The sequence below is a fragment of the Pelatocladus sp. genome, from assembly GCF_059505505.1.
The window spans coordinates 1-14281 of record NZ_JCACKS010000192.1; the positions used below are offsets into that span (position 1 = coordinate 1).

Below are 14281 nucleotides of genomic sequence, written 5' to 3' on the forward strand. Positions count from 1 at the left end.
CCTATTTCTGTTTCTCTCTAATCTCTTTTTACCGGGGGAGAGTGAAAAACTACATATTTTTAGTAGTTACATTATCTAAACAAATGATAGATGATAATTGTGAACAATCTCCTACTAAGCCTGATAAATTGTTTAAAAGCGGATAATCTGTGAGTAAAAATCTTACTTCGCTATTAGATAGCATATATTGAATTCGATTTGGTGGGTAAGTACTATCAATGGGTACATACGCTCCACCTGCTTTGTATATAGCAAGGATCGCAATCAGAAAATTGATATCGCGGTCTTTGAAAATACCGACAAATTCCCGTTTAGCAACTCCTAATTTACGCAATAATCTAGCTAGTTGATTTGCTTTTTGATTTAGTTCTCGATAGGTTAACTTAGTTTCTTGATGAATAACAGCTATATTATTTGGAGTTTGAGATACTTGTTTTTCAAATAATTGATTTATTGTCTGATTAACTGGATATTTTTGAGTATTATTATTAAAATCTTTTAACAATTGATTCTCTTCATTTTTTTGCAATAAAAGAAGATCTGATATTTTGATATTACAATCCTTAATAATATTGTCAAGAATATTTGTATAACACCTGCTCATTAATTTTATATTTTCATGTTTAAATAGATTTTCCTTATACTCTATATTAATGCTAATACTTTCACCATCAACTAAAAAAGCTATTGTGATATCGTTTTTTAATTGTTCTAAATTATTTTTACTATGAATATTTTCTAGTAAAATAACTATATCAAAAATGGGGCAGCGACTAGGAGAGATTGGTATCTCTAATATTTTAATTAATTCATCAAAATCATAATTTTGATGAGTATAAGCAGCAATAGTTGCCTCTTTAACTTCCAACAGTAAATCTTTGAACGAAATCCCAGGTTTTACCTGATTACGCAAAGCAATAACCTTGCTATTTACGCTATTAATACCAATTTGATCGTATACTGGTATTCCGACAATAACATCATTATTTCTAGTATATCTTTGCAGCAATATATTCAATGCAGATACAATTATCAAATAGATAGAAAAGTAAGAATTATTAGCTATATTGATAATCTGTTGAGATAAATCATTTGATAAATCAAAGCGAAGAGACTTACTTTGATGACTGGAGAATAAAGGTCTTATATAATCCAGCATCAGATTTGTTTCTGGTAATTCTCCCGATAGTTTATTTATCCAATAAAATTTTTGAGAAAATAAGTCATCGGAGTGTATATGCACAGCCATATTTTTACTTTGTAATCGATGTTTTGGTAAGTTAACTAGAATGTCAAGCTAATTTGAGATGGAATCATTAAAAGCTTGTTTGATTATTAAACAACCTTTTTGTAAGGTAGGCATATCAATAATTAAAGGTGGTAAAAGTTTAATAACGGTATCATTTCTACCTGCTCGTTCAACGATTAATCCTAGCTCAAAACAACGTGACGTGATAGTTTTAGCGAAACTGCTATCGCCACAATTTTTGACATCAATTCCCCAAATCATTCCAATTCCACGGATTGCTATATTTTCACTAATTGATGCTATTTCCTGAGTTAGAAAATTTTTCAAAAAAAGCTCTTTGGCTTTAACATCCTGTTCAAAATTACAACTTTCTCTATACTCTAGAGCAGCTGTAGCTCCTACGAATGCTAGTTGATTACCTCTAAAAGTACCATTATGTTCGCCCGGTTCCCATATATCTAAATCTGGTTTGATTAATAATAGCGACATGGGAAAACCATAGCCACTAATTGATTTAGAAAGAACTACAATATCAGGAACAATATTTGCTCTTTCAAAAGAAAAGAAAGAGCCTGTTCGCCCACAGCCTACTTGAATATCATCGCATATTAGTAAAATATCATGTTGATCACATAATTTTCTTAATCTTTGCATCCACTCAATCGGAGCAACGACAACTCCACCTTCTGCTTGTACGGTTTCAAAAATGATTGCTGCTGGTTTTTCAACTCCAGAATTAACATCATTTAAAACGGATTCTATATATTCTATTGTGTCAAAATTTTCCATGAATCCATAAGGATAAGGCATGAATGTTACATTACTTGATGTCCCAATTGCGCCTGATCGGATTCCGATATTACCACTAATTGATAAGCTGCCCAAAGTCATTCCATGATATGCTCCCATAAAAGAGAATATACCTGATCTTTGTTTGATTTTTCTGGCTAATTTTAAAGCCGCTTCTACTGCGTTTGTTCCTGTGGAACCGCAAAATTGAATGCGATAATCTAGCTTTTTATAACTGAGTACTACCTCATCAAATTTGGCTAAAAATTTTTCTTTAGCCGAAGTGTACATATCCAAACCATGTGCAATACCATCGGCATCTAAGTATGACATAACCTTTTGTTTTATATAATCATGATTATGTCCATAATTTAAAGCTCCTGCTCCTGCAAAAAAATCAATATATTCTTTACCTGAATCAGAATAAATCATCGAGCCTTTAGCTCTATGAAATATATCTGGAAAACTACGGCAATAGCTTCTGACATTGGATTCGCGCTTTTCAAATATATTCATAAGATTTTTGTGTGGCAATAACAAACTGGTTATCTATACTGTGTATTATTTTAATATTTTTAAGAAACATAATTCAGATAAGATTTATAGAATTTAAAAATAATTTGAGGAGGAAGTTTAAATACTAAACCCATTGTTAATAATAAGTTATAGTATAAATTTTTAACTGGCATACCTTTGGTTATTGCACCTAAAGCCGTCACTGAACTTTTCTGAGTATGCCAATCAATATTAAAAGATATAGAAGTATCTAAACTTCTAACATGATGTAGTGTTCCCGGAGGCATATACAGAATATCTCCAGGATTGACGATAAACTTAACTGGTCTAGCGTTTTTATAATCAGGATATTTATTAAATTCTGGATTTTCTGGATTAACTAAAAACCATCGCCAGCCTTGGCGATAACAATATTTAGCATCTTCTGGTAGTAATATAGTAAATTGTTTACGTCCGACAATTTGAAAAAATATATTGTTAGTCAGAAGACAATCAAAATGTAATGGTGTAATGCTATGAGAAGAACCTAAGAAAAATTGACAGTAACGCCACCACTTGTACCAATACCATTTTGGTAAATAATCGAAAGGAAATGGTTGAACATCTTCTACTAAAGAAGGTATTAAGCTAAATAAAGGTAAGTCATGACAATATGGCGGTAGAGGATTATTTTGAGGATATTTTTGATAAGTCTCTATTAGTTCTATATATCTTGGCATTGTCAAACGGCATATCTCAATTTCCTGGTTACTAAATTTCTTAGCGTAAATATTGAGGGTGGGGGATAAATTTTTAAAATAATTTAATGACCATTTATGAAAGCCACTCCAATTGGGAATTAATCCAGAGATTATAACTGGTTTACCTAATTCAACATAATCTTTATGAAATTCATCACTTGATAGTTTATATATTCTGTCTATTTCTGATGAAACAATCATACTTTATTTCCTTAAAACACCGAAGCAAATTCCCAATTAAATGATGCTTCTTTTTCTAAAGAGGATGATATTTGCTGTTGCTGTAATGTTGAAAATGATAAGTCCTTGATTGGAAGATGAGAATTAGTAATTATTGCTTGTAGGAGAATTTGAAAGTCAGTTAGTATTCCAATAATTGTAGCAATATCAAATCTAGAATAATCATATGAAACTGCTACTATAATTTCGGATTCTGGATATATAACTAAATTCAAAGGATAGTTGTTTCTGTAATAAATTCCAGTTGGTTCAAATGCTATATTACCTTTCCAGTTTTCTGCAAATTCACTGATTGGAAAGTTTTCAACTACGACAATAGTTTCAAACAAAGGTAAGTTTCGTGGTACTTCACTCCAACCTTGAATTTGTGTCAGTGGAGTGTATTCATGATGACGCGTTTCTACTAATTGAATCTGAAAGTCCTGTAGCCATGACAACAAATGTTGCTCTGGATTTATTTTGACATTAATTGGTAAAGTATTTATAAATACACCAACTATTGATTCTACTTCCGCTAAATCTACTGGTCTTCCTGTAACAGTACACCCATAGATTACATTATGACGACAAGTATAACGACTCAGGAGAATAGACCAAATTCCATTAACTAATGTGGCAAGAGTAAAATGATTTTGTGTAGCAAAAGATAGCAGTGATTTTGTAGTTTCTTTGGAGAGTTTAATTCTCTCTTCATCGTATCTTTCTTTCTGCTGAGGTAATTGGTTATTTTCTAGATAAGTTAGAGGGGTTGGTGCTTTGACTCCTTGTAGTCCTTGTCGCCAAAAACTTTCAGTCTTAGCTATATTTTGTTGTTGCAACCAATCGATATAATTTCTAAAAGGACGAGCTGGCAGTAATTTTACCTCTTTGGATTCACAAAGGGCAGTGTAAATTTTTAAGCATTCCTCTAATATGATCGGTCCAGACCATCCATCGATGATGATATGATGATTACTCCAAATAAATTCATAGCGATCGCCAGCCAGACGAATTAAAGTTAAACGCATTAAACATGGTTGCGAAAAGTCAAAACACAATTGGCGATCGCTCTCTAGAAATGATTTTAATCGCTCTTGTTGTTCTGCTGGTTCAACACCACGCCAATCATATTGATTTAAGCTAATCTTTACTTGTTTATAGACAACCTGCAATGGATTATCAATGTCTTCCCAATAAAATCCTGTACGTAATATTGTATGTCTATCTACCACTTGTTGCCATGCTTGTTCAAAAGCTTCTATATTTGGATGACCATGTAAAGTTAAGGTGTGGTGAAAGAAATATAATGCTGACTCACTCGCATACAAACAGTGGAAGAGCATACCCTTTTGAACAGGTGTAAGTTCATATATGTCTTCGACATTTTCTGCTTTCATTGTGCTTATCTACCACCTAATTGATTAATTTTTTTCAAAAATTTATCTAAGTCTTGTTGGCTCAAATTAGCTCTAGGAAAGTCGGAAGGTGTATGTTTTTCTGCTGGCAAAAACTGACAGTGTTCAATAATTCTTTGTATAGCTTCAATCAAATTTGCAGCTAAAGTTTCTATTGTTTCTCTTCGATGACTTGCTGTGTTGTAAATCCAAGTAATATGCAGTTTTTCTTGAGTGATAACTCCGTTTATTTCCAGTAAGTAAAATCGATTTTGATTTGTACTTTGGCTAACTTTTAGAGACTGAGCAGTGAAATTAAATAAAGATGACTGTGATATTACAGGGTCAAAATTACCTAAGTAATTAAAACTGACTTGAGGTTGAGGGAAAGATTTGAACTTTGAATTTATTTCTGGATAATTGTTGATATAGCGCAGTATATCGTACCCAATACCTTTATTTGGAATGTTACGTAAATACTCTTTGACTGCGATTAATGCATTTCCTTGATCACGAGCTTCTGTGATATCTAAAATTACTGGAAAGCGAGTTGTAAATAAACCAATTGTACGAGAGAAGGATATATATTTGGAATTTTTGAAGACTATATCTCGACCATTATTCTCAACATCTACCCATAGTCGCTGCTCTCCCGTCCACTTTGCAAAAGCTTGTACTAAAGCTGTTAGTAGAACATCATTTATTTGAGTATTATAAGCTCTATTGACATTTTTTAGTAAGGCTTGAGTTGCTGTTTTATCTAGAGAAATTGATACTATGTCAGCGTTAGCTGCTGTATTTTCATCTGCAAAATAGTCAACAGGTAGACTACAGAAGGGTATTTGGGATTTTGCTAACCAGTAGTCTTGCTCCTGAGCTATTTCAGAAGTTTGAGCATACTCTTGAATAGACTGCGCCCACTGCTTGAAAGAAGTGGTTTTATCAGATAATTGTATTGCTTCGGCTTGACTAAGTTGTTGATAAACTGTTTGCAAATCTTTTAACAAAATCTGCCAAGAGACAGCATCTACTAAAAGATGGTGAATGACAATTAATAGGTAGTTTTTTGGCTGCGATCGCAATTCAATAAAAGCAATTTTTATCAGTGAACCTTCGCTGAAACTGAAGTTATTTTGTATTTCTGTAATTTTAGATTCAAAAGCATGTTGTTGTTCATCTTCTGAAAGCGCAGACAAATTTACATGCTCGTATGTCATTATATCATTAATGTGAGCTTCTATTTGCTGCAATCCAATTTTTTTTTGAATAAAATGCAGACGAAAAACATCATGATGTTCAATTACATATTGTACAGCTTGTTCTAGTATTTTGGGATTGCATGTTTGTTGGATTTCGAGTAATAGAGATTGTTTCAATGAATCTATTTTTGACTGATTTTGAGCTAATAAGCGATGCTGAATGGGTGTGAGGTATACTTCTCCAACTTCAGAATTATTTTTATTTTGATTTGTTTCAATTACACCTGTGGTTGTTGCTAATTCAGCAATAGTCTGGTGCATAAACATTTGTTGAGAAGTTAACTTCATGCCTAATTTATTGGCTTTAGCAACAATTTGAATTGTAATAATAGAATCTCCTGACAATTCAAAAAAATTGTCATGAATCCCAATTTTTTCAATTCCCAAAAATTGTTGCCAAACGTCAGCGAGAGTCTGCTCAACTTCGTTACGAGGCGCAACATAAGGATTTGCTAAACTTGGACGTGGATGGCTGATTTTGGAAACATTTGTTTTTGATGCCTGTGATAATAATGCTAATTCTTGTTCAAGATAATTGAAAGAATTATTATGCTCAATTACTGTTTGAAAGTCTTGCGTTGACACAATAACATGAGGCAAGCTACTTAGCAATATGCGATTAAAAGCTTCAGCACCTTCTTGAGATAATATTCCTTGTTTGAGTTCCTCTTTACGTTGGCGTTTTAATTGTTCAGGTAGTTCTGTCTCTACTGCCATTCCTACCTCTTGCCAAGAACCCCAATTTATTGCCACTGTAAATTGGTCAAATTTAGAATTGCAATAAGCTGCATAAACATCCAAAAATGCATTAGCGGCACAATAATCTACCTGTCCAAATTCACTCAAAATAGAGCTTTGAGATGAACAAAGCACTAAGAAATCTAGATGTATATTTTTTGAGTTTAAAATCTCCTCTAATACTAATGTCCCTTTAATTTTTGGTGCGAATACACTATTTGCTATCTCCTCTGTTTTCAGTTGAATCATACCACCGCCAGCAATACCTGCTGCATGAATGACACCATTAATTTGACCAAATTTTTCTAAAGCTTCAGTAACAGTTACCTGCATTTCTGCGTAGCTGGCGACATCGGCACTTTTCACCTCAACTTCTGATCCTAACTCTGTAAGTTCAAGTATTTTGTTGATTTTGCGGCTAACAGGATCTTGACTATCATGATTTTCTAGCCATTGTTCCCATTGCGATCGCTCAGGTAATCCCTTTCTAGCAATTAAAATTAACTTAGCTTGTACTGTCTTTGCTAAATATTCTGCTAGCACTAAGCCAATACCACCAAGTCCACCAGTAATTAAGTAAACTCCTCCTTCTTTTAACTTAGTTTTACCTGGAATATTTTCATTTAAACGGATAGGTTCAAAGGTTTGAATCCAGCGATGATGTCCACGATAAGCAACTATATTTTCGGTTTGCTGTGTTGTCAGTTCCGTAATCAGATAGTCTATTAAATTTTGGGTTGGTGGAACATTTGCGCTAGGGATTACTACATCAATCAGACAGGAATTAACATTTGGATATTCCTTGGGAATTATCTTACAAGGTCCCAATATTGTTGACTTTTCTGGATATAAGTTTTCGTCACCGATAACATTCTGCACATTGCTAGTTATAACCCTTAACTTCACAGAGTCGCTGATATTTGCTTTTCCAAATGCTTGTATTAAATACAATAAACTCCAAAAACCAAGATTTTGACTATTTTCAAAACTTTGTGCTTTTAATTTATTACAATCTAAAGTATCATTTGGTGTAATGCTCCAAAAATGAGCAATAGCAGTTGGAATTAAACTCTTTTTGTGGAGTTCTTGCAGCAAAGTATTGTAGTCATTTTTTTGCTGGGGATTAATAGTATATGTATATTTATTCAGTTGAGTAAATTTTTCTGCAACCCTAACTTTAACAATATATTGACTCTGCTGTGCGAGTCGTTGTACAACTGCATCTCCCACACCATAATCATCTATAAAAACTAACCAACGGCTGTTTTTGTCAGTTACAAATTCCTTTTGTTTAAAGAACTCAATTGGTGTAGATTGTTTCCAAATTGGGATATAAAACCAATCAGCAATATTGGGCTTTTTACTTAATAATTTTTGAGATACCGTTGATAATACAGTTTCAGAATTAGCCTCAATCCAGTAACGCTGACGTTCAAAAGGATAGGTCGGTAAACTCACATGTCTGCGTTGCTCATGAGCATAAAAACCTGTCCAGTTGATTTGCAAGCCTGTGAGCCAAAGCCGAGAAAGAGTATTGAGCAAAAATGCCACATCAGAAACTTGCTCCTGGGGATGTCGCAACGAAGTTAGCACCACAGTCTGTGAAATCAACTGTCGTTTGGCTAGGGTAGTTAATGTTCGTCCTGGGCCAACTTCCAAAAGTATTCGCTCCGACTGTTGTAACAGTTCGGCGATTCCTTCGTTAAATAATACGGGTTGGCGTAGATGTCTAGCCCAGTAATTAGGATCAGTCGCCTGCTCTGCTGTTATCCAAGTTCCGGTAACGTTGGATATAAAAGGAATTTGAGGTGGTTTCAGGTTAATTTCTCTAACATGCTGTACAAATGGCTCCAAAATCGGCTCCATCATCTGGGAATGAAAAGCATGAGATGTATGCAGTAGTCGCCGACAATCCACACCTTGCTCAGTCAAACCATTTTGTAATGCTTCTATTGCATTCGTAGCACCAGAAACTACACAAAGAGATGGAGCATTACTAGCTGCTAAAGAAAGTTCTGAACCCAACATTGGTTGTATTTCTTGAGCAGAAATAGAAACAGAAAGCATCGACCCAGATTCAATTTGTTGCATTAGTCGTCCACGAATTACGACTAAATTCAGTGCTTCTTCTAAAGAAAAAATACCCGAAATACAAGCAGCTACATACTCGCCGATGCTGTGACCAATCATTGCTTGTGGATGCAGACCCCACGCCATCCAAAGTTTAGCTAAGGCATATTCAATCACAAATAATGCAGGTTGTGTTAAGAAAGTTTGTTGAAGTTCTGCTTGTGTAGCTTCTAAACTTGAGGGATAAAGTATATTTGTGAGGTCTAAGTTTAAATGTCGTTTTAGTAATTCACAGCAATCATCAATTTGTTGTCGAAAAATCGGTTCTGTTTCATATAATTCCCGCCCCATATTTACATACTGCGCTCCCTGTCCGGGAAACATAAATACGATTGGATGGTTACGAGTTTCGGAAAATTTACTCAAAACTCCTTGTTGATTTGGGTCTGCGAGTGTTGTTATCGCATCTTGAATATCTCGACATAGCAACACTCGACGATAGTTAAAATTTCGCCGACCAACTTGCAAAGTATAAGCAACATCAGCCAGGTTAATATCAGAATTATCTGCTAAATAATTCGCAAGATTATTTGTAGCAGATTCTAAAGCAGTTGAAGTTTTTGCAGAAATAAATAATAACTGCCAAGGGCGCGATTGTAGAGACACGCCATGGCACGTCTCTACAATTGGTGCTTCTTCTAAAATTACATGAGCATTAGTACCGCCAATACCAAAAGAGCTAACTCCTGCACGTCTAGGATGTTTGTCTGTTTTCCATTCAGAGAGTTTATTATTAACATAAAATGGGCTGTTGGCAAAATCAATCTGAGGATTTGGCTGCTCAAAATGTAGACTGGGAGGAATTTGTTTATGTTTTAGAGCTAAGACTGTTTTAATTAAACCTGCAACACCAGCAGCTGCATCTAAATGCCCAATATTTGTTTTTAGAGAACCAATCGCACAAAAATTTTTCTTTTTTGTACTTCTTTGAAATGCCTGTGTCAACGCAGCAATTTCAATTGGATCTCCTAAAGAAGTTCCGGTCCCGTGAGCTTCAATATAAGTTATTGTTTCTGCGTTTACCTCTGCAACAACTTGAGCAGTTTTAATAACTTTTGCTTGACTTTCGATGCGGGGAGCTGTGTAGCTAACTTTGTTTGATCCGTCATTATTAATAGCAGAACCTTTAATTACAGCATGGATAACATCTCTATCATGTAAGGTATCTTCTAATCTTTTCAAAACAACAATTCCGACACCTTCTCCAGTCACAGTTCCCTGTGCTTTAGCATCAAAAGCACGACAATGTCCATCAGGAGAATTAATACCTCCTTCGTTATAAATATAGCCAGATTTTCTGAAGGCGCTAATAGAAACACCACCAACTAAAGCCATATCACATTCACCGTTTAGCAAACTTTGGCAAGCTAAATGTACGGCTACTAATGAGGTTGAGCAAGCTGTTTGAACTGTATAGCTAGGGCCTGTTAAATTAAGTTTGTAAGAAGTACGTGTAGCTAGGTAATCTTTATCCCCTGCAATTGTTATCTGACGTTCGTCTGTAGAGTTTCTAATATTTTGATTTAAATAAATATTTAGTAAATAACCGCTTAAGCTAGAACCAGCAAAGACACCTATAGAACCATTGTATGTTTCAGAGTTATATCCTGCATTTTCCAAAGCTTCCCAAGCACATTCTAAAAAAATCCGGTGTTGGGGATCAGTCATTTCTGCATCTCTAGGATTAAAACCAAAAAAAGCAGAATCAAAAAATTCTGCATCTTCTATAACAGCATTGGCTTTAACATAATTGGGTTGACTGATAAATTCTGCATCTATTCCTGATGCTAATAATTCTTCATCACTAAAAAAAGATATTGATTCTATACCATTTTGTAGATTATGCCAAAATTCATTAATATTTTTTGCTCCAGGAAATCTTCCTGCTAACCCAATAATTGCTATTTCTGAGCCGTTGGTAAAATATGGTTCATTTGGAATATTCATTATTGATTAATCCTTAATTATTTTCAACTGATTTCATTTTTTGGAGACGTTTCTTCTGTTGCGTTTTACCAGCTGAAATTTTCTCTGTTGGAATATCGGTTTCCTGTAAAAAAGCTGTTTGATTTTGAGATTGACTTACATACTCTGCCAAATCATAAATTGTAGGATATCTAAATAGATCAAGAGTCGATAATTCCACTTTTAATATTTTCTGCAATTGGCTGTGAACCGTAACTAAAAGTAATGAATGACCACCAATTTCAAAGAAATTATCATGAATACCTATCTTTTCCAGATTCAAAGCTTTTTGCCAAACTGAAGCTATTGTTTTTTCTAATTTAGTTTGTGGTACTAGATAAGCAACTTCTAATTCTGGACGCAGAACATCTGGTGTCGGCAATGCTCGACGATCTACTTTGCCATTAGATGTTAAAGGTAACGCTTCTAATATCATAAATGCTGTTGGTAGCATATAGTCAAGTAATTTATTTTGCAAGAAGCGCCGTAGTTCAGGAATTGTTAGTGTTTTGTGTGGATGCAGAGTTATATAAGCGATTAAATTTTGATTTCCAGGTTTATCCTCTCGAACAATCACTACACTTGCAGATACTGATGGATGTTGATTGATAACCGCTTCAATTTCTCCTAATTCAACACGAAAACCTCGGATTTTGATTTGATTGTCAATTCTACCGATATACTCAATATCTCCACTCGGTAGAAAGCGAACTAAATCTCCTGTTTTGTAAAGGCGATCGCCCTCTTGTTTAGTAAAGGGATTGGGAATAAAGTTAACAGCTGTTAATTCTGCTTTGTTTAAATAACCCCTAGCTAATCCAATTCCACCAATGTGCAATTCCCCCGTTACTCCTGTTGGTACTGGTTGTAAATATTGGTCTAAAATGTACAATTGGGTATTAGCAATTGGTCTACCAATAGGTATGGAGCCTGAATCATGTTTTCCAACTGGAACTTGATAAACACAGCAGCCTACCACTGTTTCTGTTGGACCGTATTCGTTGACTAATATCGTATCTGGGGCTACATTTTGCCAGAAGGCGATACTTTGGGCTAATAAATTTTCTCCACCGATAATAAACGCTCTAGTTTTATTTACGATCTCTTCTTTAGATAATTGTTGCTTCAACAAATTTAAGTGAGCAGGGGTGATTTTCACCAGACTTAAATTGGAGCTTGTTTTTAAAGCTTGAGAAAGGGTTTCAATACCTTGTTCTTCTGATAGTAATTCTACCGTGCGACCAACTAATAAAGGTGAGAAAAGGCTAGTAATTGTTAAGTCAAAACCCAAAGGAGAGTGAACTAAAGTTCCGACTCCTTCTTCTACTGCATATCTTTGGGTACACCAATTGAGGTAGTTAACTAATCCTTGGTGGGGAATTAAAGTTCCTTTGGGTTTACCAGTGGAACCAGAGGTATAAATAACATAGGCTAAATTTAATGGAGTTGTTGTAGTATTTAAATTATCATCTTTTTGTTGATTTATGATTTTCCAATCACTATCTATACAAATCAGTTGAATTTCATTTGTCTTGAAATCCGCCATTAAATGCTGTTGTGTCACCACCACAGGGATTTGAGAATCTTTTAGTATAAAATCTTTTCTTTCTAAGGGATAGTTAAGCTCAATCGGTACATAAGCACCACCCGCTTTTAAGATACCTAAAAGTGCAATTAACATTAAAGGTGTACGTTCGACACAAATCCCTACCAATACCTCTGCTTTGACTCCCAGTTCTTGCAAATAATGTGCTAGTTGGTTAGCACGAGCATTTAACTCTTGGTAGGTGAGTTGCTGATTTTGATAAATAACAGCAATTTTATCTGGAGTGCGATCGCACTGTTTTTCAAACCAATGATGGATGCATTTGTGCTGTAGCTGTGCTGTTTCAGTATTATTAAATGCAATTAATAATTTTTCTCGCTCTTCTTGACTTAAGATATCCAACCGTGCGATCGCTAAGGAGGGGTTATTAATAACGCTAGTTAACAAAGTTTCCCACTGACTTGCCAAACGTTGAATATCTTCTTTACAGAAAAGTTTAGCATCATAGTGAAATTCTACTTTGATTATATCATCTTGTGTATGGATACAAGAAAGTTTGATTTTAAATCGATCAAAGCAGACGTAATGCTGATAAATGTTAAATACTATTTTAGTATCATCATAATTATTAACTAGTTCTTCAAAATCAAAACAAAATGGTAAAAATAATTCTTCCTCGTCACTTGCATTTGTTTTTTTAAATAAATTCCAACTAAAGCTGTCTTGCCATTCCAGCATCTCATCTGTTAACTTATTAACCTGCATTAAGGTTTCAGTAAATGTATGATTTGCTTGCAGATTATAAACCAACGGTAAATATTTAGCGAATAAACCTAGTGCTATTTTTAATTCTTCATAGTTGCGACCATCACAACCTACACCTAAAATTAAATTTGATTGCCCACTCAGACGCCAAAGTAAAATGTGCCAGCAAGTAAGAAAAAATATATCTATCGATATTTGATATTGTTGGACAATTTCTTCAATCTTAGTTAGTAAATATCTATGAATTACTAACCTAATAACTTGAGGTTCAAATTCTGATTCTTGAAAGAAAGAATCCTCAAAAGGAAGCTTTAATTTATCCAGATCCGAAAAATCTATTTGTTGCCAGTAACTTGTTCTGATTGTAGTCTCTTCTGCCTCAAGTAATTCATTTTGCCACGTAGCGACATCAGCATATTGTAGTGATTCTTCATCTAGTTTTATATTTTGCAAATAGGCGCTGTAATACTGACTAATTTCATAAACGAGATTTTTTAATGTTCCAAAATCAGCACAGAGTGATGGTAAATTTACAAATAAAACATATTTTATTGAAGAAATATTTATCAATTCAAATTTTACTTCTTGTCCGATAAATTGTTTCTGAAATTTTTCAAATAAGACTTCTATCTCTTCTTCTTGAGAATCTCGTTTTTCTAAAAAATGCTCATTTAAATATATATATTTCTTAGTACCTATTACCTGGATAGGTATCTTTATACCAGGTGAGTGATAAAAATTTGTGCGGAGAATTTCATTTTTAGCAATAACTTTATTTAACGCTTTTTGTAATATCTCGACTTTTACATCTCCTTCAATCAGAATCGCACATTGAGTCCGATATAAATTACCATTTTGCTGTAATAACCAAAGATGTTTTTGTTGAGGAGATAGTGGAAAACCCTGAATTTTTTCTTGCATTGTTGTTACTGGAATGAAAAGTATTAACTAAAAATTAAATCCATATTCCA

General features: G+C 34.2%; 6 protein-coding genes. All 6 read right to left on the reverse strand.

The features are described 5' to 3' along the window. Positions 1-49: 49 nt before the first annotated feature. The 6 genes from AC5JMK_RS14505 to AC5JMK_RS14530 are packed head-to-tail and all read right to left on the reverse strand — an operon-like array spanning position 50 to position 14231. A complete protein-coding gene (locus AC5JMK_RS14505; RefSeq protein ID WP_495910415.1) occupies positions 50-1249 on the reverse strand; it encodes a condensation domain-containing protein in 1200 nt (399 codons plus the stop codon). Between the two features lie 48 nt (positions 1250-1297). After that, a complete protein-coding gene (gene ectB / locus AC5JMK_RS14510; protein ID WP_495910416.1) occupies positions 1298-2554 on the reverse strand; it encodes a diaminobutyrate--2-oxoglutarate transaminase in 1257 nt (418 codons plus the stop codon). A gap of 59 nt (positions 2555-2613) precedes the next feature. Next, positions 2614-3495, reverse strand: coding sequence for a cupin-like domain-containing protein (locus tag AC5JMK_RS14515; RefSeq protein ID WP_096679478.1), 882 nt, complete (start codon positions 3493-3495; stop codon positions 2614-2616). An 11-nt stretch (positions 3496-3506) separates the two neighbouring features. After that, on the reverse strand, positions 3507-4910 hold the full coding sequence (locus tag AC5JMK_RS14520) for a condensation domain-containing protein (RefSeq protein WP_096679480.1): 1404 nt from the start codon (positions 4908-4910) through the stop codon (positions 3507-3509). 5 nt (positions 4911-4915) lie between these two features. Next, complete coding sequence (locus AC5JMK_RS14525) at positions 4916-10981, reverse strand: SDR family NAD(P)-dependent oxidoreductase (protein WP_495910417.1); 6066 nt, start codon at positions 10979-10981, stop codon at positions 4916-4918. Between the two features lie 13 nt (positions 10982-10994). Then, positions 10995-14231 (reverse strand): non-ribosomal peptide synthetase, encoded by a 3237-nt coding sequence (locus tag AC5JMK_RS14530; protein WP_495910418.1) that lies wholly within the window; start codon positions 14229-14231, stop codon positions 10995-10997. Between the last annotated feature and the right edge of the window lie 50 nt (positions 14232-14281).